The organism is Arthrobacter sp. 92 (genome assembly GCF_050260325.1).
Taxonomy (GTDB): Bacteria; Actinomycetota; Actinomycetes; order Actinomycetales; family Micrococcaceae; genus Arthrobacter.
This window is the reverse complement of the sequence record NZ_CP189863.1, coordinates 1,725,682-1,748,160: the sequence shown is the minus strand read 5'-3', so window position 1 is coordinate 1,748,160 and position 22,479 is coordinate 1,725,682. Positions and strand designations below refer to the sequence as shown.

The 22,479-nt window shown below is 65.2% G+C and carries 21 protein-coding genes; 1 reads left to right on the top strand and 20 read right to left on the bottom strand.

All coding sequences use genetic code 11. The annotated features are described in order from the left end of the window. Positions 1-6: 6 nt before the first annotated feature. From hisD to ACP4XC_RS08005, 4 genes are all read right to left on the bottom strand, one after another. Entirely contained in the window at positions 7-1,383 is a 1,377-nt protein-coding gene (gene hisD, locus ACP4XC_RS08020) for a histidinol dehydrogenase (RefSeq protein ID WP_427174371.1), read from the bottom strand. Between the two features lie 111 nt (positions 1,384-1,494). Then, the gene (locus tag ACP4XC_RS08015; RefSeq protein WP_427174370.1) at positions 1,495-1,800 is read right to left on the bottom strand and encodes a hypothetical protein; all 306 of its coding nucleotides are present in this window, start codon (positions 1,798-1,800) and stop codon (positions 1,495-1,497) included. Further along, a complete protein-coding gene (locus ACP4XC_RS08010) occupies positions 1,751-2,029 on the bottom strand; it encodes a hypothetical protein (RefSeq protein ID WP_427174368.1) in 279 nt (92 codons plus the stop codon). Before ACP4XC_RS08010 ends, ACP4XC_RS08015 begins: the two co-directional genes overlap by 50 nt. A gap of 112 nt (positions 2,030-2,141) precedes the next feature. Next, positions 2,142-2,636 carry a hypothetical protein gene (locus tag ACP4XC_RS08005; RefSeq protein WP_427174367.1) on the bottom strand — a complete coding sequence of 165 codons (495 nt, stop codon included), beginning with the start codon at positions 2,634-2,636 and terminating at the stop codon, positions 2,142-2,144. 329 nt (positions 2,637-2,965) lie between these two features. Here ACP4XC_RS08005 and ACP4XC_RS08000 point away from each other — a divergent pair, with 329 nt between their 5' ends. Then, on the top strand, positions 2,966-3,424 hold the full coding sequence (locus ACP4XC_RS08000; RefSeq protein WP_427175054.1) for a flavin reductase family protein: 459 nt from the start codon (positions 2,966-2,968) through the stop codon (positions 3,422-3,424). 22 nt (positions 3,425-3,446) lie between these two features. On the opposite strand, the gene dnaE is transcribed toward ACP4XC_RS08000, so the two are convergent. From dnaE to ACP4XC_RS07920, 16 genes are all read right to left on the bottom strand, one after another. Further along, on the bottom strand, positions 3,447-7,004 hold the full coding sequence (dnaE, locus tag ACP4XC_RS07995) for a DNA polymerase III subunit alpha (RefSeq protein ID WP_427174366.1): 3,558 nt from the start codon (positions 7,002-7,004) through the stop codon (positions 3,447-3,449). Positions 7,005-7,013: 9 nt separating this feature from the next. After that, a complete protein-coding gene (locus tag ACP4XC_RS07990; RefSeq protein WP_427174365.1) occupies positions 7,014-7,940 on the bottom strand; it encodes an RluA family pseudouridine synthase in 927 nt (308 codons plus the stop codon). Continuing rightward, positions 7,933-8,502: a signal peptidase II gene (gene lspA / locus ACP4XC_RS07985; RefSeq protein ID WP_427174364.1), complete on the bottom strand. Its 570-nt coding sequence runs from the start codon at positions 8,500-8,502 to the stop codon at positions 7,933-7,935. Before lspA ends, ACP4XC_RS07990 begins: the two co-directional genes overlap by 8 nt. Before the next feature lie 130 nt (positions 8,503-8,632). Then, the gene (locus ACP4XC_RS07980; protein WP_427174363.1) at positions 8,633-9,331 is read right to left on the bottom strand and encodes a DivIVA domain-containing protein; all 699 of its coding nucleotides are present in this window, start codon (positions 9,329-9,331) and stop codon (positions 8,633-8,635) included. Positions 9,332-9,503: 172 nt separating this feature from the next. Next, on the bottom strand, positions 9,504-9,791 hold the full coding sequence (locus tag ACP4XC_RS07975) for a YggT family protein (RefSeq protein ID WP_427174362.1): 288 nt from the start codon (positions 9,789-9,791) through the stop codon (positions 9,504-9,506). Between the two features lie 120 nt (positions 9,792-9,911). Then, complete coding sequence (locus ACP4XC_RS07970; protein ID WP_427174361.1) at positions 9,912-10,442, bottom strand: cell division protein SepF; 531 nt, start codon at positions 10,440-10,442, stop codon at positions 9,912-9,914. 88 nt (positions 10,443-10,530) lie between these two features. Then, positions 10,531-11,313, bottom strand: coding sequence for a YggS family pyridoxal phosphate-dependent enzyme (locus ACP4XC_RS07965; protein ID WP_427174360.1), 783 nt, complete (start codon positions 11,311-11,313; stop codon positions 10,531-10,533). After that, positions 11,306-12,028, bottom strand: coding sequence for a polyphenol oxidase family protein (locus ACP4XC_RS07960; RefSeq protein ID WP_427174359.1), 723 nt, complete (start codon positions 12,026-12,028; stop codon positions 11,306-11,308). The genes ACP4XC_RS07965 and ACP4XC_RS07960 overlap by 8 nt, the downstream gene beginning before the upstream one ends. Before the next feature lie 46 nt (positions 12,029-12,074). Then, the gene (gene ftsZ / locus ACP4XC_RS07955; protein ID WP_427174358.1) at positions 12,075-13,298 is read right to left on the bottom strand and encodes a cell division protein FtsZ; all 1,224 of its coding nucleotides are present in this window, start codon (positions 13,296-13,298) and stop codon (positions 12,075-12,077) included. A 259-nt stretch (positions 13,299-13,557) separates the two neighbouring features. Continuing rightward, on the bottom strand, positions 13,558-14,454 hold the full coding sequence (locus ACP4XC_RS07950) for an FtsQ-type POTRA domain-containing protein (protein ID WP_427174357.1): 897 nt from the start codon (positions 14,452-14,454) through the stop codon (positions 13,558-13,560). Next, positions 14,447-15,832 carry a UDP-N-acetylmuramate--L-alanine ligase gene (gene murC / locus ACP4XC_RS07945; RefSeq protein ID WP_427174356.1) on the bottom strand — a complete coding sequence of 462 codons (1,386 nt, stop codon included), beginning with the start codon at positions 15,830-15,832 and terminating at the stop codon, positions 14,447-14,449. The genes ACP4XC_RS07950 and murC overlap by 8 nt, the downstream gene beginning before the upstream one ends. Continuing rightward, positions 15,829-16,929, bottom strand: coding sequence for an undecaprenyldiphospho-muramoylpentapeptide beta-N-acetylglucosaminyltransferase (gene murG, locus ACP4XC_RS07940; RefSeq protein ID WP_427174355.1), 1,101 nt, complete (start codon positions 16,927-16,929; stop codon positions 15,829-15,831). Before murG ends, murC begins: the two co-directional genes overlap by 4 nt. Before the next feature lie 6 nt (positions 16,930-16,935). Further along, positions 16,936-18,309, bottom strand: coding sequence for a putative lipid II flippase FtsW (ftsW, locus tag ACP4XC_RS07935; protein WP_427174354.1), 1,374 nt, complete (start codon positions 18,307-18,309; stop codon positions 16,936-16,938). A gap of 2 nt (positions 18,310-18,311) precedes the next feature. Next, positions 18,312-19,913 (bottom strand): UDP-N-acetylmuramoyl-L-alanine--D-glutamate ligase, encoded by a 1,602-nt coding sequence (gene murD, locus ACP4XC_RS07930; protein ID WP_427174353.1) that lies wholly within the window; start codon positions 19,911-19,913, stop codon positions 18,312-18,314. Beyond that, entirely contained in the window at positions 19,895-21,004 is a 1,110-nt protein-coding gene (mraY, locus tag ACP4XC_RS07925) for a phospho-N-acetylmuramoyl-pentapeptide-transferase (protein ID WP_427174352.1), read from the bottom strand. Before mraY ends, murD begins: the two co-directional genes overlap by 19 nt. Beyond that, positions 21,001-22,476 carry a UDP-N-acetylmuramoyl-tripeptide--D-alanyl-D-alanine ligase gene (locus tag ACP4XC_RS07920; protein WP_427174350.1) on the bottom strand — a complete coding sequence of 492 codons (1,476 nt, stop codon included), beginning with the start codon at positions 22,474-22,476 and terminating at the stop codon, positions 21,001-21,003. The genes mraY and ACP4XC_RS07920 overlap by 4 nt, the downstream gene beginning before the upstream one ends. Positions 22,477-22,479 lie beyond the last annotated feature (3 nt).

The following is a 22,479-nucleotide window of genomic DNA, read 5'->3' as shown; positions in this document are numbered from 1 at the left end:
TAGTGGTTACTCCCCCGCGGGGAACCGTGCCGTGACTGCGTCGCCATGGGCGGGAAGGTCTTCGGCACGTGAAAGGCTCACGATGTGTCGGCTCACTTGCTCGAGTGCCGACTTGCTGTAGTTAATCACCTGGATGGCCCGCAGAAAGGTGGTGACGTTGAGCCCGGAGGAAAAGGCCGCCGTGCCGCTCGTGGGCAGCACGTGGTTGGAGCCGGCGCAGTAATCGCCCAGGCTGACCGGGCTGTACTCCCCCACGAAGATGGCCCCGGCGTTGCGGATCCGGGCCGCAACCCGGGGGGCCTCTGCCGTCATGATCTCCAGGTGCTCGGCGGCATACGCGTCACATGCCGCAATGCCCTGGTCCAGGTCATCAACAAGCACCACTCCGGACTGCGGCCCGGACAGCGCCTCCCGCACGCGGTCGCGGTGTTTGGTCGCCGCCGCCTGGACGTCCAGTTCGTCCCGGACCGCGGCGGCCAGCGCCTCGGAATCGGTGATGAGGACGGACGCGGCCCTGGGGTCGTGTTCTGCCTGGCTGATCAGGTCCGCGGCAATGAGGCCCGGGTTGGCACCGGCGTCGGCCAGAATGGCGATCTCGGTGGTTCCGGCTTCCGAATCGATGCCCACGACGCCTTTGACGAGCCGCTTGGCGGTGGCCACGAAAATATTGCCGGGACCGGTGACCACGTCCACGGGGTCCAATGCCTCGTCCTGGCCGGATGAGGGTATCCCGTAGGCAAAGGCCGCAATGGCCTGGGCTCCCCCGATGGCGTAGACCTCATCGATACCCAGGAGGGCCGCCGCCGCCAGGATGGTGGGGTGCGGAAGTCCCTCAAAGTCCTTCTGGGGCGGGGACGCCAGGGCAATCGACGCCACACCGGCCGCCTGTGCGGGAACCACGTTCATGATGACGGATGAGGGATAAACCGCTAGTCCGCCCGGGACGTAAAGTCCCACGCGCCCCACAGGGACCCAGTTTTGGCTGACGGTGGCACCGTCGCCGAGCACGACGTCGATGTTCTGCGGCCGCTGGCCGTCCGCGAACCGCCGCGCGCGGCTGATGGACTCTTCCAGGGCCGCGCGCACTGCCGGGTCGAGATTCTCCAGCGCCGAGCGCAGGGCCGCGGCCGGAACGCGCGGATGCTGTTGGTCAACCCCGTCGAAAGTGCGCGCGTACTCGCTCAGGGCGGCATAACCGCTGGAACGGACAGCGTGGATGATGTCCGTGACTTTCTGTTCTGCGTCGGCCATGGTCTGGTGCTGCGCGCGCGGAACGGCCGCCCGAAGCGCGGCCAGGGAAAGTCTCTGACCCCGCAGGTCCACGGTGCGGAACGTTATCGCTGAAGAAGTGGTCTGGGCGGGGCTGTCCGGAGAAAAGGTCACCCGCCCATTTTACGTGCCCCGACGGCCGCGCCGGTCCCTATTAAGCCTGGTTCCCGCCCCGAACCCGGATGCAGGGCCTGGCACGGGGCAGGCCACGCGATAATGATCCGTTCATCCCTCCGGTTCGGAGGCTTCCGGATAGTCCTCGTCGCTGTCAGCCGGGATGCCCGTGGCCTGCTCAATGAGGTCCGCTTCGGCGGCCTCGTCCTCATCTTCGGTTTCGATGCCCTCATAGCCGCTGCGCCCGGGCTGGGCCGGTTCCCGCTGTTCAATAAAGTCCGCTTCCGGGACTCCATTAGGAATCTGGTCAAGGCCGGCGAGTCCGTCCCCGCTTTCGGGGAGGGCGGATTCCTGTTGCTCCAGGGCGTCAGCTTCCGGAACTTCCGGGGATGTCCCGGGGGGTGGCTGGATGTTCATCCTCTACGTCCTCCGTTGGCTTGTGCTCCGTATGCCCGCTCTCTTTCAGGCGCCTGGCCTCCTGCAGATGCTGCTCAAGCTTCATCTCCGAGTCCCTGCGCCTCTGGCCAACGGTACGAAGGCCCCGCGTGGTGGGCGTGCCCTGATCATCGGGGAGGTCGTCGGGGACGTCGTGAGCCTCGTGCCCCGCCGCCCCGTGCGCCGCGTCGTGTTCATGGCTCTCAGTCATAACCGGATCGTCCCATGGAATCCGCGAACGGCACAGGGTCTTCCGGCCCGCCCTCAAGCAGTGAGGTGGCGGAAGCGTCCCTGGCTGTGACTAATGCTCGACGTCCGGCATATCATTCCCCGGGCGCTCCATCCTTGCCGCCGCCGCCGGTCAAGCTTGCGAAGAATACTGCGGCCGCCACTGCGCCCGGCCAAATGGCCAGGACCGCATAGGCGCGCAATGAGAAGGCGATGCTCGGACTGGCGGACGAGTCCTCTGCGGCACCCCACCAGTGGCTGGCCAGGATTCCGGCCTGCCAGGAGAGGACGGCGGCCACCGCTCCCGCAAGGACCGCCAGTACGATCCGGGCCGTCGCCGGGACCCCGCCGCCTCTGCCGGTTAAGAGAAAGCCGGTGAGGCAGCCGGCGAACAGGAACAGGCCCGCAAGCACCAGGTCCCGGGGCAACCATCCCCCTGTATTAGTACCGGATGCCAGGGCGGGATTGCCACTGAGCAGGTTCATGCCGCCCGGAGCCAGCAACCACCAAAGGAGCCCCACCGGAATACCGGCGCACGCGGTGACAGCCGGCCACCACAGCACCGGGCCACCCTGACGGGATTTCGGCACCGGAAGATCCCCGCCGGAAGTCCAGGGAGCAGTGGCCCCGGAGCCCGCGGCGGAGCGGTAATGTTCACCATAGGCGGGCGGACTGCCGGCCGGGCCAACCTCGTGGAGTGGGGGTTGGGGTCCGTTTCCGGCGGGATATGTCATGAAACAAACATTAACAAAGGTTCACCCCGCTCAAACAAATGACGCGGCGAGTCAACAAATGATGTGCGCCTAACGCGGAACCCTACGCTGGCAGCCCGGGACGCATTCAGAGACGGCTTTAGGCAGGGAGTTCGATCACAGTGGCCTCAGAACATGTGGAACCCTTCGAGGACACGTTCAAGGAGATGTTCCGGCGGCACGCAGCCGGGGTAGCAATCATCACGGTGAACTACAACGGCGTGCCGTACGGCTTCACCGCAACCTCTGTTGCCTCGCTCTCCGCGCGGCCGCCGCGGTTCACCTTCAACATGGCGCGGACCTCAAGTTCATGGCCGGCAGTAGCCAACACCACGTTCATAGGCGTACATATGCTCGGACTGGAGAACCAGGAACTTGCGGACCGGTTTGCGCGGACCAAGAACCGGTTCGAAGGCGACCATTGGGAGCTCGGCCCGCACGTGGTGCCGATCCTCAAGGATGTGGCCGGCTGGCTGATAGGAAAGATCCAGATGCGCTTGTCCTTCGAAAACAATGCGGTGGTTGTTGTCGAGGTGGTCGCAGGGCACGTGGGCGAAGACGGCACGCCGCTGCTCTACCACTCCGGCGCCTACAGCCAGCCTGTGCCTCTGGACTACGAGATCTAGGGATCGCCAGGTCCGCGCCGGCTTAGTTATCGAGGCAGGTCGGGCCGAGCAGAACCTTCAGGTCGCCGAACAGGGAGGGGCTGGGGTTGACCCGCAAGTGCACCGGCAGGCCCATGACCTCCACCCGCGTGTCACCCTGCAAGTGCAGCCGGACCTCCGAGTTTCCGCGGTGGGTCCGCAGCACGTCGCCGAGCTCGCTCACCACAGCCTCGGTGGCCTTGTGCGTTGCCATGGTGATGACCACGGGGCCGTTGGATCCCTCACTCAGGTCCGGGACCGAAAGTTCCATGCAGTTCAAGGTGACCGCACCGTCGTCGCGACGCTGCAGACGGCCCTTGACCACCACGATGAGGTCCTCGGCCAGGACGGAGGCGATAGGGCCGTAGACCTGGCCGAAGAACATCACCTCCATTGAACCGGCGAGGTCCTCGATCTCGGCCCGGGCGTAGGCGTTTCCGCTGGCCTTGGCGATGCGTCGGCTCAATGAGGTGATCATGCCCGCGATCGTGACGATCGCGCCGTCTTGCGGGCCGTCTTCGGCAATGATCGAGGTGATGGACCGCTCGGCGTGCTGGCTCAGGACGCCTTCGAGGCCTTGCAGCGGGTGGTCCGAGACATAGAGGCCCAGCATGTCCCGTTCAAAGGCCAGTTTGTCCTTTTTCTCCCATTCCGGAAGGTCCGGGATTTCCGTGCTGAGTGACGCCTCGGGCTCCTGGTCCTCGAAGCCGGCGAACAGATCGAACTGGCCGATCGCCTCGTTGCGTTTGAGGGTAATGACCGAATCGATCGCTTCCTCGTGAATCATCGCCAGGGCCCGCCGATGGTGGCCCAGCGAGTCGAACGCGCCAGCCTTGATCAGCGACTCGATGGTGCGCTTGTTGCACACCACCGCCGGAACCTTCATGAGGTAGTCCTTGAATGAGGTGTAGGCGCCCTCGCTGGCGCGGGCAGCCACCATGGCCTCGACCGCATTGACGCCGACGTTGCGGATGGCGCCCATGCCGAAGCGGATGTCGTTGCCCACAGGGGTGAAGTTGAGCGCTGACTCGTTGACGTCAGGCGGCAGCACGGTGATGCCCATGCGACGGCATTCGTTAAGGTAGATCGCCGATTTGTCCTTGTCGTCGCCCACGGACGTGAGCAGGGCAGCCATGTACTCCGGTGCGTAGTGTGCCTTCAGGTACGCGGTCCAGTAGGAGATGACCCCGTAGGCGGCCGAGTGCGCCTTATTGAAGGCGTAGTCGGAGAACGGGAGCAGGATGTCCCACAGGGTCTTGACGGCCTCCATGGAGTAGCCGTTGTCCTGCATGCCCTGGGAGAAGCCCGCGAACTGTTTATCCAGCTCGGATTTCTTCTTCTTGCCCATGGCGCGGCGCAGGATGTCGGCCTGGCCCAGCGTATAGCCGGCCAGCTTCTGGGCCACCGCCATGACCTGCTCCTGGTAGACGATCAGGCCATATGTGCCGCCGAGGATTTCCGAGAGCGGCTCCTCGAGCTCCGGGTGGATCGGGATGACATCCTGGATCCCGTTCTTGCGCAGCGCGTAGTCGGTGTGCGCGTTGGCGCCCATGGGTCCGGGCCGGTAGAGGGCCAGCACGGCGGAGATGTCCTCGAAATTGTCAGGCTTCATCAGCTTGAGCAGGGACCGCATGGGCCCGCCGTCGAGCTGGAAAACGCCGAGCGTGTCGCCGCGGGCGAGCAGTTCATAGGAGGGTGCATCGTCCAGGGCCAGGGACTCAAGGTCGAGGTCGATCCCCCGGTTCATCTTGATGTTTTCCAGGGCGTCGGAAATGATCGTCAGGTTCCGCAGTCCCAGGAAGTCCATCTTGATCAGGCCGAGGCCCTCGGACGTCGGATAGTCGAACTGTGTGATGACCTGGCCGTCCTGGAAGCGGCGCATGACCGGAATCACGTCGATGATGGGGTCCGAGGACATGATGACTCCGGCCGCGTGGACACCCCACTGCCGTTTCAGGCCTTCAATGCCCAGTGCTGTCTCGAAGACTTTTGCGGCTTCCGGGTCCGTGGCAATCAGTTGCCGGAAGTCCCCCGCCTCGCTGTAGCGCTTGGAGTCCTTGTTCTGGATATCCGCCAGCGGGATGTCCTTGGCCATCACGGCAGGCGGCAGCGCCTTGGTCAGCTGCTCGCCCATGCTGAACGGGTAGCCCAGCACGCGCGAAGAGTCCTTGAGGGCCTGCTTGGTCTTGATGGTGCCGTAGGTGACGATCATCGCCACGCGTTCGTCGCCGTATTTGCGCGTCACGTAGTCGATCACCTCGGAGCGGCGCCGGTCATCGAAGTCGACGTCGAAGTCAGGCATGGAGACGCGGTCCGGGTTGAGGAAGCGCTCAAAGATCAGGCCGTGGTGCAGCGGATCCAGGTCCGTGATGCGCATGGCATAGGCCACCATGGAACCCGCGCCCGAACCACGTCCGGGCCCCACCCGGATGCCGTTGTTCTTGGCCCAGTTGATGAAGTCGGCCACCACCAGGAAGTAGCCCGGGAAGCCCATGGACGTGATGACTTCCAGCTCGTAATCGGCCTGCTGGCGGACCTTGTCCGGGATGCCCTGGGGATAGCGGTATTGGAGGCCCTTGTCGACCTCTTTGACCAGCCAGGACGTTTCGTCCTCCCCCTCGGGGCAGGGGAACCGGGGCATGTAGTTGGCTCCGGTGTTGAACGAAACTTCGCAGCGCTCGGCAATCAGGAGCGTGTTGTCGCACGCCTGCGGGTGGTCGCGGAACAGCTCCCGCATTTCCTGCGGCGACTTCAGGTAGTACCCGCTGCCGGAGAAGGCGAAGCGCGAGCCGCCGTTATCGTACGTCGGCTCCAGGAGGGTGGAACCCGACTGGATGGCCAGCAGCGCCTCGTGCGCCTTCGCGTCGTGCTCGTGCGTGTAGTGCAGGTCGTTCGTTGCCACCAGCGGGAGGTTCAGTTCCTTGGCCAGGCGCAGCAGGTCACCGGTGACTCGCCGCTCGATGTCCAGGCCATGGTCCATGAGTTCGCAGAAGTAGTTCTCGGCGCCGAAGATGTCGCGGAACTCGGCGGCCGCCTCGACGGCCTCCCGGTACTGCCCAAGCCTGAGCCGTGTCTGGACCTCGCCGGACGGGCAGCCGGTGGTGGCAATCAGGCCTTCGGAATAGGTGTTCAGCAGCTCGCGGTCCAGCCTGGGCCATTTGCCGAAGACCGAGTCCAACGAGGCGATCGAGGAGGCCCGGAAGAGGTTCCGCATGCCCACGTTGTTGTAGCTGAGCAGGGTCATGTGGGTGTACGAGCCACCGCCGGAGATGTCATCCTTGCGCTGGTGTTCCTCGCCCCACCGCACGCGGGTCTTGTCCGTGCGGGCCGTCCCGGGAGTCACATAGGCTTCGACGCCGATGATGGGCTTGATGCCCTGGTCCGTTGCCCGCTTCCAGAAGTCGAAGGCGCCGAACAGGTAACCGTGGTCGGTCGTGGCGAGGGCCGGCATACCGAGCCGCTCGGTTTCGTCGAACAGTTCACCGAGCCGGGCGGCGCCGTCCAGCATCGAATACTCGGTGTGGTTGTGGAGATGGACAAACGAGTCATTGCTGGAAGTCACCGAACCATTCTAGGCGTTCCCGGACTCCAGGACCTCCAGCGCGTACTTCAGGTCCTGCGGGTATTCGCTCGTGACGGTGACCCGTTCCCCTGTGCGTGGGTGGTCAAACGAAAGCTGGCGGGCATGCAGCCACTGGCGGGTGAGGCCAAGGGTGGCGGCGAGCCGGGGGTCCGCGCCATAGGTGAGGTCACCGGCGCAGGGGTGCCGCAGGGCCGCGAAGTGCACCCGGATCTGGTGGGTGCGCCCCGTCTCGAGGTGCACTTCCACCAGCGACGCCTTGCCGAAGGCCTCCAGGACCTCGTAATGGGTGACCGATTCCCGGCCGTCCTCGATCACAGCAAAGCGCCAGTCATGACCCGGGTGGCGGCCGATCGGGGCGTCAATGGTGCCGGCGAGCGGGTCCGGAAGACCCTGGACCACGGCGTGGTACACCTTGTCCACCGTGCGCTCCTTGAAGGCGCGCTTCAGTGCGGTGTAGGCGTTTTCAGTCTTGGCCACCACCATCACCCCGGAGGTTCCGACGTCGAGGCGGTGGACGATGCCGGCCCGCTCGGGTGCGCCGGATGTGGAAATCCGGTATCCGAGCCCGGCGAGCCCGCCCACCACCGTGGGCCCTACCCAGCCCGGGGACGGGTGCGCGGCAACTCCCACCGGCTTATCGATAACAACAAAATCCTCGTCGTCCAGCAGGACGTTTAGGCCTTCCACAAGTTCCTCCACGACTTCCAGGGGATCCCGCCGATCCGGAACCACCACCTCCAGCACAGCGCCGGGTGCGAGCTTCAACGATTTGCCCACCGCCTTGCCGCCGGACCTCACGTTGCCCTCGGCGATTAACGTTGCCGCCTGCGAACGGGAGATACCCATGAGCCGGGCCAACCCCGCGTCCACCCGGGTGCCCGCGAGCTCATCGGGGATGGTGTACGTGTCAGGCATCGTGAGGCGCCGCCTTCCTCTTTGTCAGGCGGGAGCCGTCGAGGGACACGCCACGGAGGGTAAGCAGGCAGATGATCACCACTGAGGAGACCACGGCGGAATCCGCGATGTTGAAGATGGCGAAATTGGGAAGCTGGATGAAGTCCACGACGTGACCCATGGCGAATGCAGGCGGCCGAAAGAGCCGGTCCGTGAGGTTGCCGAGGGCGCCTCCCAGGAGCAGGCCGAGGGCGAGGGCCCACCATGCTGAGCCCAGTTTGCGCAGCTGCAGGAGAATGGCGACCGACACCCCCACCATGATGATCGTGAAGATCCAGGTCACATTCTCGCCGATCGAAAAGGCGGCCCCCGAGTTGCGGATGTAATACCAGTGGAGCAACGGTGGAAGCACGGGAATACGTTCCCCTTCCACCATGGCGCTGGTCACCCAAAGCTTGGTGAGCTGGTCCAGGACGTAGGCGAAAACAGCAAAGCCTGCGAAGAGGGACAGCAGGACCACCCTCCGCGGCCGGGTATGCGAAGGTGAGGGGTGCGCGTCGGCAGGGGCTTTTTCGTCAGTCATGAAGCTTTCATTCCATTGCCGGCACAGGGCCGGAGGTTGCTGCCCTTGAACGTCTGGGCTGGCGCAACGGCGGTTAATAGCAAAAGCCGGCGGCCGAGGAATCCTCAGCCACCGGCTTTCAGAATACTTGCTAAACGGCGGGGCTGCCCTCGCTGAGCTCGGGAGCGGCAACGGAGCCGCGGGCGTCCAGGTCGCGGAGCTGGCCCTCGATGTAGGCCTTCAGGCGTGAACGGTAGTCGCGCTCGAAGCCGCGCAGCTGCTCCACCTTGCGCTCCAGCACGGACCGCTGCTGCTCCAGGGCACCCAGGATCTTGCGGGACTTCTCCTGTGCGTCGTTGACCAGGCTGCTGGCTTCGATCTGCGCTTCCGCGATGATCTTTTCCTTCTGCTGCTGGCCGTCGGCAACGTGCTTGTCGTGCATCTGCTGGGCCATGGCGAGCAGACCTGCTGCGGATTCGGCGGTGGGCGTGACCGCAGTGGAAGCAGCGGGAGCGGCTGCGGGAACGGCAACAGCAGCGGGCTGCTCGGCGGCCTTCTTCTTGGCTTCAGCTGCCTTTGCCTCTGCCTCAGCCTTGGCCCGGGTTTCATCCTTCTCGGCCTTGGGAGTGGGGACCTTCTCCACCACCGGCGCCGCACCTGCGGCGCTGGCGGGCGTTCCGCCACCAAGCTCGGCAAGCTTCTTACGAAGCTCATCGTTCTCCTGGTTCAGGCGGCGCAGTTCGACGACGATTTCGTCCAGGAAGTCATCAACTTCGTCCTGGTCGTAGCCTTCGCGGAACTTGGTCGGCTGAAAGCGCTTGTTGACAACGTCTTCTGGCGTCAAAGCCATCTGGTCACCTCGTTGGTCTAGTTAGTCAGTAGGCCTTCCGGCCGTCAAAACTACGGTACCTAAATATGGTCTGGTTCCTCTAATTCAACACCGAGGTGTCAAACCGGAGTTTTCGCCATGCCGTGTGCGCCCGGCTTCCGGACACCCGCTGCATCGCAAGCTGGTATGAAAATTACGCGAATCGCCTGACAATGGCCATAGCCACGCTGATTGCCACAAACAATAGCAAGAACCCCAGATCCAGCGAGATACCGCCAAGCCTCAAGGGCGGAATGAGCCGTCTCAGCACCTTCAGCGGCGGGTCTGTGACGGAGTAGACCGTGTGGGCGGCTACCAGAGCCACTCCCCTGGGCTTCCATTCGCGGGCAAACATCTGGACCCAATCAAAAACCAAACGAATGATCAGTGCGACAAAAATGAACAATAAAGCGATATAGACAAGTCCAAAAACAATTCCCATGAGTTAAGTCATATCTCCATGTTCATTCTGGAAACCGCAGTGTCCTGTCAACGTTCTCTTGTCCATTGCAACACAGATGCCAGACAGGTGTCCCTGCCTGGCATCCATTCGAGATCCGGGCTAGCTCTGATTGAAGAAGCTGGCCTGGGTCTCGCTGACCTTCTTGTCGTCACCGATAACCTCGATGTAGGACGGCGAGAGCAGGAACACCTTGTTGGTGACCCGTTCGATACTTCCCCGGAGACCAAAGACCAGGCCCGCCGAAAAGTCGACCAGGCGCTTGGCGTCGGCCTCGCCCATGTCCGTAACGTTCATGATGACGGGAATTCCGTCACGGAAGCTTTCGCCAATGAGTTTGGCATCGTTGTAGGACCGCGGGTGGATCGTGGTGATCTGCCGAAGGCCGGTGGACTCTTCGCGGCTCGAGGCCGCGCGCTTGATAGGTGTCACTGGTGCGCGATATTCCTCTTCGGCGGCGTGCGGAGTTTCCCTGACGACCTCGCGGACGGGCGCCGGCGCCCGGCGTTCCTCGCGGTCCTGCTCCATGGAATCTTCCTCGTCCTTATGGGGTGTTTGATGCTCAGACTCGTAGTGCTCTTCGCCATCAGCGAGCCCAAGATAAATCATTGTCTTGCGCAGAGCGCCAGCCATGGTCGGCTCCTAATCGTGTCCGTAAGCGGGCCGCTGAGTTGACTTGACACTATTGGAATCCCCGCCATTCTCTTCCAATACTTCGACGCTACCGCACGGCGGGACGCGAACCCAGAATATCGGAACCAATTCGCAGGTGTGTCGCGCCGGCCCTGATGGCGGCCTCCAGGTCCTGGCTCATCCCTGCGGAAATCGCTGTGGCCGCAGGGTATTCGGCCCTCAGCCGCGCCGATATTCCGGCGAGTTTTTCGAATGCCCGGTCCGGGTCCGAGCCGAGCGGGGCGACAGCCATGACCCCTGCCAGCCGAAGATCCCCGGATCCGGAAAGCTGTTCGGCCAGCGGCAGGACCTGCGAGGCACTGGCGCCGCCTCTGTGGCCGGCCGATTCCTCGTCCAGACTAACCTGGATGAAGCATTCCAAAGGGCCGCGTCCGGTGCGCTCCCGCTCTGTTGCCATCGCCCGGCCAAGCGCTGTGGCGAGTTGGGCCCGGTCCACGGAATGAATCGCGTGGGCGTACCGCACCACCGATTTGGCCTTGTTGCTCTGCAGTTGGCCAACGAAATGCCAGCGGAGGTCAAGGTCGCTCAGCTTCCCGGCTTTTTCCGAAGCTTCCTGGTCGCGGTTCTCACCGACGTCGGTAATCCCCAGGCCGGCCAGTCGTCGAATATCGACGGCTGGATGAAATTTGGTGACCACAATCAGCTGCGGCGGTTCTGCGCTCCGTCCGGCGGCGTCGCATGCGGCAGCGATACGCGTCCTGACGGCGGCGAGGCGGTTCCGGATCTCTATCGTGCGGGCATCAGCCTCCGGCGGTTCTCCCCGCTCTCCGGCTTTGTCCGGATGGAGCGGCCCCTGGGTGGCGTCAGTCATGGGCCCACACCAGCCCGGCGAAGCGTCCGGTCTGCTTGTCCCGGCGGTAGGAAAACAATCCGTCCTGTTCCAAGGTGCAGGTGCCGGAGTACTCCACGGTCACGCCGAGGCTGGCCAGTTGGCTGCGAACGCCGGCCGGGAGGTCCAGCGCAGGAGTGCCCCACGACGTGGTGGAGCCGGTGGCCGGGACAATGGCGGCGACTTCCGCGCGCAGGTCCCCGGGCACTTCGTAACAGGAGCCGCAGATGGAGGGGCCGATCCAGGCGCGGATGGTGGTCGCGCCCGCCGCACGCATTTCAGTTACCGTCCCGGGCACCACCCCTGAGGCCACGCCCGGACGTCCCGCGTGGGCCACACCCAGAACCGGTTCGCCGGCTTCGGTCTCGCCCACCAGGACGACCGGCACGCAGTCAGCCACCATCACGGCCAGGGGAAGGCCGATGGATACCATGGCATCCGCTGTGGGGGCGGCTATTACCGGGTTCGCAACAGCTGGGCTGGCAGCCGGGCCGCCAATAACAGCCACCGCGCTGCCGTGGACCTGGTTCATGTACTGGAAGCGGGACCCCTTGAGGCCAACCTCCGCTTCCAGCAGTTCCCGACGCCGGAGAACCTCCGCCGCGTCGTCATCCACGTGCAGGGCCAGGTTTCCGGCCCCGGCATCGGTAAACGCAACCCAGACGCCGGGCCGGACTTCAGATTTCCACCAGAACAATCAAAACACCGCTAACTGACCGGGCGGCCGCGCGCCGGTCCGTTTGTTACTTCAGGAAGTCGGGAACATCCAGGTCGTCCGAGTGGCTGCCGGAGAGGTCCGGTTCCACGACGGACGGGAGGTCCACGTCGAAGCCGGAGTCCGCTGGCACAGCCGAGGGACGCTGCTGGCCCCAGTTGCTCAAGCCGGAGGCGCCGATCCCGGCGTGGACGGGCTGGACTTGGGAGGGCGCAGGCGCCTGGGCGGGGGCGGCTGCGGGAACTGCCGGACGCTGCGGAGCAACGTGGGCCGGCAGGGACTGGTCCATCGACGGCGAGGTGGCCTTGACGTCGTCGAAGCCTGCAGCGATGACTGTCACGCGGGCCTCGTCACCCAGGGCGTCGTCGATGACGGCACCGAAGATGATGTTGGCCTCGGGGTGGGCAACTTCCTGGACCAGGCGGGCTGCTTCGTTGATTTCGAAGAGCCCCAGGTCCGAACCGCCCTGAATGGAGAGCAGGACGCCGTGGGCGCCGTCGATTGACGCCTCGAGCAGGGGCGAGGCGATGGCGAGTTCCGCGGCCTTGACCGCGCGGTCCTCGCCGCGGGCCGAGCCGATTCCCATGAGGGCCGAGCCCGCTCCCTGCATCACGGACTTGACGTCCGCGAAGTCCAGGTTGATCAGGCCGGGCGTGGTGATCAGGTCTGTAATGCCCTGGACGCCGGATAGCAGCACCTGGTCAGCGGAGCGGAAAGCGTCCAGGACGGAGACGTTTCGGTCGCTGATGGAAAGCAGTCGGTCGTTGGGGATGACAATCAGGGTGTCGACCTCGTCGCGGAGGGCGTCGATGCCGGCCTCGGCCGAGCCGGCACGCCGGCGGCCTTCAAAGGTGAACGGACGGGTGACGACGCCGATGGTCAGCGCACCGAGTGAGCGGGCGATCCGGGCCACGACGGGGGCACCGCCGGTGCCGGTTCCACCGCCTTCGCCAGCAGTCACGAAGACCATGTCCGCGCCGCGGATAACCTCTTCGATCTCGTCGGCGTGGTCCTCCGCTGCCTGCTTGCCCACTTCAGGGTTCGCACCGGCACCAAGGCCGCGGGTCAGCTCGCGTCCGACGTCGAGCTTGACGTCCGCGTCACTCATCAGCAAGGCCTGGGCATCGGTGTTGATTGCAATGAATTCCACACCGCGCAGGCCCACCTCAATCATGCGGTTGACTGCGTTCACGCCACCGCCGCCGATGCCGACGACCTTGATGACGGCCAAGTAATTCTGCGGAGCTGCCACGTTACGTGTCCCTTGTTCGTGTCCTATTGCGAAAACTGATGGAGTCCTGCTTGAAGCTTCTAACCTTAACCTTCGAGTTGAGGGTTATAGTTATGTCAAGTAACTCATGCCTGTGACGCTATTTCCTCTGCCAGAGACATTCAATGACCTCCTGCGCGTGTCGCCCGAATACCCTGTAAATAAGCCCAATATTGCCGGTTAACTCCGGTTCCGGAGCAGGAAGCACCAAGCGGGCCGGAATGTCTGGGCGGCCCCCACACTATCTGGTGACGGGGTGCCTGGGCACACTGACGTCGTAGCTCCGAACCGGGTTTTTAGGATCGGCGGGCGCCTTCAGCAAGGCTTCAAGCACCTTGGCCTTGAGCTCGCGCTCCCCCGCGTTGCCCCATACCACCGTCTGGCCATCAACGAGCTTGAGTTCGACGGCGTCGGCTGACTTGGCGGACGCGTCGGACATCTTGGCAAGCACGTCCGCCGGCAGTGCCGCCAGGACCGCCGTGATGGCCTTGAACAGGTCCTTCCCGATAACGCCGGCATTGCCGTCGATCACGGGAAGCTTGACACTGTCCGGGTCCTGGGTGGTGCCCAACTGCACACCGTCGACATCCACCAGTTGGAACTCGGCGCCCTGCTTGACGAGGGCCACGGGTGTCCGTTCGCGCACGTGGACCACAAGGGTTGACGGCGGATGGGCCTCGATGGTCACATCCCTGACCTGGATCAGTGGCTGGAGTAAGTGTTTGACGTCTTCGTTACTGACCTGCGGCAGTGGTTTGCCCTGCAGGGGCGCAAGCGCGGTCTGGACCTGTTCCGGGGTCAGCATCCTGGTCCCGTTCACGGCGACCGTACGCAGCGCCAGGACCGGAGAGTAAACGGCGGCGGCAACGAGGCCTGCAACGAGTGCGGCCGCGACGCAGGCGGCAATGATGATGTTCCGCCTGATCCGTTTGCCCTTCGGCTCGGGAAAGGACAGCACGTTATCCGGGGCGGCTGCGGGTGGATCCACACGGCCACGGCTCCCGGAGTCCGTGGCGCTGGCGGACTTTGATGCCGAAATCACGTCTGTTCCGGCGCCTGCGGGGCCGCCGGATCCCTGGGAATTTTCCGAGGGCCGGCGCGTGCCGGTCCGGTAGGTGGGCCGCCGCATGTTAGCCACCGAGCGCCTCCACTATCAGCGGGCCGTAGGCCGTGACGTCGCCTGCTCCGGCCGTGAGCACGATATCCCCCGGTCCGGCGGCGTCAACGATTGCCCGCACCGCCTCGTCGGCAGCCACAAGCCGCCCGCCCGCGGTCAGGTGTTCGGCGATGAGTTCGCTGGTCACTCCCGGAATCGGATCTTCGCGGGCCGGATAGATGTCCAGGACCAGGGCAGTGTCCGCCGTGTTCAAGGCCTCGGCGAATTCGCGGGCAAATTCACGGGTGCGGGAAAACAGATGGGGCTGGAAAAGCACGTGGACCTTGTGGTTGCCGGCCACGGACCGTGCCGCGGCCAGCGCGGCCCGGACCTCGGTGGGGTGATGGGCGTAGTCGTCGAAGACGCGGACGCCGCGGCCACCGCCCTTGAGTTCGAAGCGACGGGACGCGCCGGAGAAGTGTGCCAAGGCCCCCGCGGCGGTTTCAGGTGCCACTCCCAGCTCAAGGGCCACAGCGAATGCGGCCGCGGCGTTCAGGGCATTGTGCCGCCCGGGAACCTGGAGTTCCAGGGCGAACCGGCCGGCCGGCGTCGATACCCAGACCTCGCCCGGGCCGCCGTCGTGCAGTCGCAGGTCCGCGTCCGGGCTGGTCCCGTAAAGGATCACCCTGGTGTTGCCCCTCGCCTTGGTACGCTGCGCAAGCGCCAACGCGCCGTCGTCGTCCGCGCAGGCCACCAGCACGCCGTCGGACGGGAGGAGCTCGGTGAACCGGTCGAAGGACTGGTAGACGGCTTCGGCAGTGCCGTAGTAATCCAAGTGGTCCGGTTCGACGTTGGTGACAACAGCGATCCGAGGGCGGTAGTTGAGGAACGATCCGTCGGACTCGTCGGCTTCGGCCACGAAAACGTCCGATGAGCCGCTGGCTGCGTTGACTCCAAGCGCCGGGACATTGGCACCAATCGCGAAGGACGGATCCAGCCCAGCCCCTTGGAGGAGGACGGCGATCATGGACGTGGTGGTGGACTTTCCGTGTGTCCCCGCCACGGTGACCACCTGGTCAGTGGCCATGGTGGCAGCGAGTGCCTCGGAGCGGTGCAGCACGGGCAGGCCGGCGGCGTGGGCAGCCTGCAGTTCCGGGTTATCCGCACGGATGGCGGAACCGGCCACCACGGTCTGGGCTTTGCCGAGGTTCGCCGCGGAGTACCCCACCGAAATACCGGCGCCGGCTGCGGCCAGATCCGCCATGACCGGAAGATCCTTGGCATCGGACCCGGTGACTTCCACGCCGCGGGCCACCATGATCCGGGCCACAGCGGACATCCCCACACCGCCAATTCCGATGAAGTGCACGCGGCCCAGGGATGCCTGGGTACGTACGCCTGTGGCTGTGGGTGTGCTCATTGCTGTACCGCTTCCAGGACAAGACCGGCCATCAGCCGATCGGCGTTTCTGATTCCGAGCGCCTCGGATTTTCCGGCCATCCGGGCCAGCCGCGAAGGGTCCGCGAGGAGCGGAATGATCTGGCTCGCCACCCACTCGGGCGTGAACGAGCTGTCCTCCACGATCAGTGCTCCCTCGGCCGCCACCAGGCCGGCAGCGTTCAGCGCCTGCTCACCGTTGCCGATGGGCAGCGGCACAAAGACGGCCGGCACACCAACGGCGGCCACCTCGCAGACCGTGGCCGCCCCGGCCCGGCCCAGGAGGAGGTCCGCGGCGGCGTAGACGGTTTCCATGCCGTCCACGTATTCCACCTGGCGGTAGCCTTCAGCGGTCAGGGGCTTCCCGTCTGCATCCAGGACCGTTTTGCCTGCGCCGGTGATGTGCAGCGTCTGCACACCGGCCCTGGCCAGGTCGCCGAGCGAGGACGCGATGGTCCGGTTGATGCTTTGCGCCCCGGACGAGCCGCCCGTGACGATGAACGTAGGCTTTTCCGGCGCCAGGCCCAGCGATTCCCGTGCGGCACTCCGGGCTGCTGCCCTGTCGAGTCCGGAGATCGCCTTGCGCATCGGCATGCCGACGTGCCGGGCGCCCCGAAGCCTGGTTGCGGCGAAAGCGACGCCAACGTGCCCGCTCAGCCGGGCACCCACCCGGTTGGCCAGGCCCGGGCGGGTGTTCGCCTCGTGGATAACGATCGGAATTTTCCGGCGCCACGCGGCCAGGTACATCGGTGTGCACACGTAGCCGCCCACGCCCACCAGGACGTCGGCGTGGGCGTCGTCGAGGATCTTTCCGGCCTGCCTCACGGCGCCGGCCAGGCGTCCGGGGAGCCGGACCAGGTCCATCGAGGGCTTGCGCGGAAACGGAACGCGGCTGATGGTGGCCAGTTCGACGCCGGCGGCGGGTACCAGCCGGGTCTCGAGCCCGCTCGGCGTTCCCACGGCCAGGAGCCGGACGTCGGGGCGTGCCTCCCGGACAGCGTCCGCTATCGCGAGGAGGGGGCTGATGTGTCCGGCTGTGCCGCCGCCGGCCAGGACCACTGACAAGGACTCGGAATTCATTAAGTGCTATTTACGCTTTCGTGTGGATTGTGTTCGGCCGGCTTTGGTGCGGAACTTCAGCAGCCGCTTGGGCTGCACGTTCGGCGCCATCTGCGCACGGGCCAACGACAACACTACGCCGATGGCACAAAGGGACATCAGCAGCGCCGAGCCGCCGTAGGAAATGAAGGGCAGCGGCACGCCCACTACCGGGGCCAGGCCGGTGACCACCGCCATGTTGACGGTGGCCTGTCCCAGCAGCCAGACCATGATGGAGCCTGCCAGGACGCGGTGGAACAGGTCCTGCTGGGCGGCCACCACGCGGTAGATGGCGGCGCCAAGGATGGCGAAGAGGACGAGGACGACGACGGTGCCGACGAGTCCGAGTTCCTCGCCGATGATTGCGAAAATGAAGTCGTTGTGAGCTTCGGGAATCCAGCTGTATTTTTGCCGGCTCTGTCCCAGCCCCACGCCGAACCATCCCCCGGAGGCAAGCCCGTAGAGGCCGTTGGTGGACTGGTAGTTCAAGTCCGAGCCGTCGGCGCAGGTCTGCCCGGTCCACGACAGGATCCGGCACATGCGGTTGGGGCTCGTGACGGCCAGGATGATGGTGCCCAGGGTAAGGAGGGCCCCGGCGGCACCGAAGAACGCGAGGCGCACCCCGGCGAAGAACAGCGCGGCGGCCATGATGACCATCACGATCATGGCTGTCCCGAGGTCGTTTCCGGCCAGGATGAGGCCGAGGACGGTTAGTGCGCCCGGGACGACAACGGGGATCAGGGCGTGGCGCCACTGGCTCAGGAGCTTGGCTTTGCGGTCCAGCACGGTGGCCATCCACAGTGCGAGGGCGAGTTTGGCGGCCTCGGACGGCTGGAAGGTGAACGGGCCGACGTCGATCCAGTTCTGGTTGCCCAGGGTGCTGCGCCCGACGAGGAGGACCAGGCCCAGGAGGACCACCGCAATAACGATGGCCGCCCAGGCGAAGCGCTTGAGCCACACCACGTTCACGCGCGAGAGCACGAACATCACGAACACGCCGATGGCAGCAAACATGCCTTGCTTGAGCGCGGCCGAATAGGGGGACTCCCCTGCCGCGATCGCTTCGACGCTGGAGGCCGAAAGCACCATCATGATGCCGATTGCGGTCAGGGCCAGCGTGGAGCCGAGAATCAGGTAGTAGGTGGAGCCGTTGCGGGATGTCCCGCTGCCCTCCAGCGCCGACCAGAAGGCCCGGTGCCAACTGCGCAACTTCTCCGCTGCCGGAGAACGTCGTGCCGTGCGCTGCGGAGGTTTCCCTCCGGAAGTTCTTCCGCCGCTTGCTGAACCGCCGTTTGCTGAACCGCCGGGCGGGGACTTGGCGGCGGACTTTGCCGCCGGGGTGCGTGTGGGCGTGCTGACCATTGTTACTCCTCGCCGGTCTGAGCCTGCCCTTCCACGAGCCCGCGGACGGCTTCAATGAAGGCGTCGCCACGGTGAGCGTAGGAAGAGAACTGATCCATGGAAGCAGCCGCCGGGGCCATGAGCACAGTGTCCCCCGCGGAAGCCAGCTGCGCCGCCGCGACAACAGCCCGGGCCATCACAGTCTCGCCATAAAGCGGTGAATGCCCTGCGACGGCGTCGGCCGGTCCGGCAGTCTGCACATTCTCAGTTTCGCCCTTGGCCTGGCCGATCACGGGGACATCCGGGGCGTGTCGCTTGAGGGCCTCCTCAAGCGCGGTGGTGTCCGTGCCGATCAGGACCACGGCCTTCAGCCGCTTGGCGTGTTGCTGCACCAGCTCGTCGTAGCTGACCCCCTTCGAGAGCCCTCCGGCGATCCAGACAACGTCGTTGAACGCGGCAAGGGACGCCGCGGCGGCATGCGGGTTGGTCGCTTTGGAATCGTTGATCCAGAGCACATCGTTGTGTCGGGCCACCAGCTGAATGCGGTGTTCCCCTGGCAGGTAGTTCTTCAGTCCCTGCCGAACCGCCGAGGGCGCTACGCCATAAGCGCGGACCAGGGCTGCCGCCGCCAACGCGTTCGCCACCATGTGGCGCGGAGCCACAGGCCCGAGATCCTGGACGGCCGCGAGCTCGGCGGCGCTGTCCTTCCGCTCCTGGATGAACGCCCGGTCCACCAGGAGACCCTCCACCACGCCGAGCATGCTGATGGCAGGTGTCACCGTGGTGAAACCCACAGCCCTGCATCCTTCCACCACGTCGGCGTTCTCCACCATACGTTCGGTTTCGATCTGCTCCGCGTTGTAGATGCAGGCCTTTTGCGTCCGTTCATAGATCTTGGCTTTGTCGGCCAGATACGAAGCGTAGGAGCCGTGCCAGTCCACGTGGTCCTCGGCAACGTTGAGGCACACACTGGCCACGGGCGAGACCGAGTGGCTCCAGTGCAGCTGGAAGCTTGAGAGTTCGACGGCGAAAACGTCGTAGTCGACCGGATCGCGGAGCGCATCCAGGATGGGCGTCCCCACGTTGCCCACCGCTATGGCTTTGAGACCCGCCGCCTGCAGCATTGCCTCGGTCATGCCCACCGTGGTGGTCTTCCCGTTGGTGCCGGTGATGGTCAGCCAATCGGCGGTCTTGCGGCCTTTGCGTTCGCGGACCCGCCATGCGAGTTCGACGTCGCCCCATACCGGAATGTGGGCCCGCGCGGCGGCAGCGAGGAGCGCCTGGTCCGGCCGCCATCCGGGGGACGTGACCACAAGGTCCGGCCTCTGGCCATCAATCCTGGGCACCGTTGCCACGGCCTCATCCCCGAGCAGGACATCCACGGCACCCACGATCCGCAAGGTGTCCGCCTGGGCCAGGGCCTTGGCACTGGTGGCGGCGTCCACCACCACCACGCGTGCGCCGAGTTCGATCAGCGTATCCGCGGCGGCGAAGCCGGACACTCCGATGCCGGTGACCACAACGCGCAGTCCGGCCCAGTCGGAGTCCCAGCTGACCAGGTCCTTGAGGCGTGCGGAGGTGGCGATGGGCGAAGGAATCGAACCACTCACAGGAGCACCACCCATTCGGCGTAGAAGATACCCAGGCCCGCGGCCACGAAGAGGCCGCAGAGGATCCAGAACCGCACCACCACCGTCACTTCCGCCCAGCCTTTGAGTTCAAAGTGATGCTGCAGCGGAGCCATCTTGAAGAACCGCTTGCCCTTGGTGATCTTGAAGTAGCCCACCTGGATGATCACCGAGAGGGTGATCAGCACGAACAGCCCTCCGATGAAGGCCAGGAGGAGCTCGGTCCGGGACAGGATGGCAAAACCGGCGACGGCGCCGCCGATGGCCAGTGAGCCGGTGTCGCCCATAAAGATCTTGGCCGGCGAGGTGTTCCACCACAGGAATCCCACCAGGGCCGCGCTCAGGATGGCGGCAAGCAGGGCCAGGTCAAGAGGGTCCCGGACGGAGTAGCAGCCAGCACCCGCCTGGCGCGGTGAGCCGCAGGCCTGGTTGCTCTGCCAGATGCCCATCAGCGTGTAGGCGCCGAAGACCATCACCGATGCGCCCGCGGCCAGGCCGTCCAGCCCGTCCGTCAGGTTCACTCCGTTGGTGGCCGCCGTGACAATCAAGTTGGACCACAGCACGAAGAGGATGGCTCCGAGGATCGTTCCGCCGAAGGCGAGGTTGAGCCAGGGGATGTCGCGGACCAGCGAGATCTGCGTGGACGCGGGCGTTAACCCTCCGGAGTTCGGGAAGTTTAGCGCCAGCACCGCGAATATGATTCCCACCGCGCCCTGCAGGATGAGCTTCGCCTTGGCGTTCAGGCCCAGGCTTCGCTGTTTGGAGATCTTGATGAAGTCATCGAGGAAACCGACCAGTCCCATGCCCACCATCAGGAAAAGCAGCAGCAGCGCAGAGGCGGAAGGTCCGGGCGAGCCTGAATTCATCATCCACATGATGCCGTGCGTCAGGGTGTAGCTCATAAGTACCGCAAGGACCACAACGGTGCCGCCCATGGTGGGTGTGCCGCGCTTGGTGTGGTGCGAGGTGGGTCCGTCGTCGCGGATGAACTGGCCATAGCTCTTGCGCACCAGAAGGCGGATAAACAGCGGAGTGCCCACCAATGCAAACAGGAGGGCCAGGCCAGCGCCGATCAGCAGTGCGATCACAGCAGCTCGCTCCCTTCGGTGGCGGATGCCCGGGTGGGTCGTGGTAATGCTATCCGATCGCCCAAATGCCTTAGTCCCACGCTGTTGGAGGACTTGAAGAGGACCAGGTCACCGGGTTCAAGTTCGTTTTGCAGCAGCTCGTAGGCTTCGTCGGCCGTCTCGGCGAAAACGCATTCGTCGCCCCAGGAACCTTCCTGGATAGCGGACACGTAGAGGGCACGGGCTTCCCTGCCCACCACCACCAGACGTGAGATGTTGAGCCGCACCACCTGTGTGCCCACGGCGGCGTGCTCGCGGATGGAGTCGGCACCCAGTTCCAGCATCGCGCCCAGGACCGCCCACGTCCGGCGTCCCCTGCCCAGGTCGGCAAGTGTCCGCAAGGCCGCGCGCATGGACTCGGGATTGGCGTTATACGCATCGTTGATGATCGTGACGCCATCCGGGCGCTCCGTGCGCTCCATCCGCCAGCGGCTGGTCGCCGCTTGGGTGCTGAGCGACGCGGCGATGCGGTCGGCGGGAACGCCCGCGGCGAACGCCGCGCCAGCGGCGGCCAGGAGGTTGGTGACGTGGTGGGCGCCGATGAGCAGGCTCTTGACCGGGTGGCCGGCCGGGGAATCGGGGAGGTGCAGTTCGAACTCGGGGTTTCCGCCCGCATTCGTCTCCACGCGGGCTGCCCGTACCGGAGCCGGCTGTCCGTCCCTGGATTCATGGGCGGAGAAGCCGAGCACGGTGGCCGTGGTCCTGCTTTCCATGGCCGCCACGCGGGGGTCGTCGAGGTTGATGACGGCCGTGCCCGTGGCGGCCAGGGCCTCGAGCAGTTCACCCTTGGCGAGGGCGATGTTTTCGACCCCGCCGAATTCGCCGGCATGGGCTGTTCCGACACCGAGTACCACGCCGATCTCCGGACGGACCATGTCTGCAAGGTAACGGATGTGGCCGATTCCCGTGGCGCCCATCTCGATCACAAGATATCTCGTATCAAAACCGGCCTGGAACACGGTCAGCGGAACACCGACTTCACCGTTGTACGACCCCTGGGGGGCGACGGTTTTCCCCTCGCCTGCGAGGATGCCGGCGAGGAGGTCTTTCGTGGTGGTCTTGCCCGCGGAGCCCGTGATGCCAATGACGGTAAAAGCCTCGCCGCCGACCTCGCGGCGGCCGCGGATGCGCCGCACACACTCTGCTGCGAGTGCCCCCATGGCGAGGACAGCGTCCTGCACCACAATGGCCGGGTAGGGCCGCCCCGAGGGGTCTGAAACCTCGTGCTCCACGAGAGCGAGGACGGCGCCACGTTCGACGGCGGCCCCGATGAAGTCGTGCCCGTCCGCGCTTTCTCCGGGCTTGGCGACGTAGAGGGATCCCGCCGTGGCCTCCCGGGAATCGGTGACCACGGAAAGCGGTGTGATGGCCGGATCTGCCGCAAGGCGTCCGCGTGTGATTTCGGCGATTTCCGCCGCAGTAAGTTCAATCATCTC

Excerpts from the sequence above, each read along its gene's own strand:
- ACP4XC_RS08015 (WP_427174370.1), bottom strand. The coding sequence starts at position 1,800 with ATGAACATCCAGCCACCCCCCGGGACATCCCCGGAAGTTCCGGAAGCT.
- ACP4XC_RS08010 (WP_427174368.1), bottom strand. The coding sequence starts at position 2,029 with ATGACTGAGAGCCATGAACACGACGCGGCGCACGGGGCGGCGGGGCAC.
- ACP4XC_RS08000 (WP_427175054.1), top strand. The coding sequence starts at position 2,966 with ATGTTCCGGCGGCACGCAGCCGGGGTAGCAATCATCACGGTGAACTAC.
- ACP4XC_RS07990 (WP_427174365.1), bottom strand. The coding sequence starts at position 7,940 with ATGCCTGACACGTACACCATCCCCGATGAGCTCGCGGGCACCCGGGTG.
- lspA (WP_427174364.1), bottom strand. The coding sequence starts at position 8,502 with ATGACTGACGAAAAAGCCCCTGCCGACGCGCACCCCTCACCTTCGCAT.
- ACP4XC_RS07980 (WP_427174363.1), bottom strand. The coding sequence starts at position 9,331 with ATGGCTTTGACGCCAGAAGACGTTGTCAACAAGCGCTTTCAGCCGACC.
- ACP4XC_RS07975 (WP_427174362.1), bottom strand. The coding sequence starts at position 9,791 with ATGGGAATTGTTTTTGGACTTGTCTATATCGCTTTATTGTTCATTTTT.
- ACP4XC_RS07970 (WP_427174361.1), bottom strand. The coding sequence starts at position 10,442 with ATGGCTGGCGCTCTGCGCAAGACAATGATTTATCTTGGGCTCGCTGAT.
- ACP4XC_RS07965 (WP_427174360.1), bottom strand. The coding sequence starts at position 11,313 with ATGACTGACGCCACCCAGGGGCCGCTCCATCCGGACAAAGCCGGAGAG.
- murC (WP_427174356.1), bottom strand. The coding sequence starts at position 15,832 with ATGAGCACACCCACAGCCACAGGCGTACGTACCCAGGCATCCCTGGGC.
- murG (WP_427174355.1), bottom strand. The coding sequence starts at position 16,929 with ATGAATTCCGAGTCCTTGTCAGTGGTCCTGGCCGGCGGCGGCACAGCC.
- ftsW (WP_427174354.1), bottom strand. The coding sequence starts at position 18,309 with ATGGTCAGCACGCCCACACGCACCCCGGCGGCAAAGTCCGCCGCCAAG.
- murD (WP_427174353.1), bottom strand. The coding sequence starts at position 19,913 with ATGGGTGGTGCTCCTGTGAGTGGTTCGATTCCTTCGCCCATCGCCACC.
- ACP4XC_RS07920 (WP_427174350.1), bottom strand. The coding sequence starts at position 22,476 with ATGATTGAACTTACTGCGGCGGAAATCGCCGAAATCACACGCGGACGC.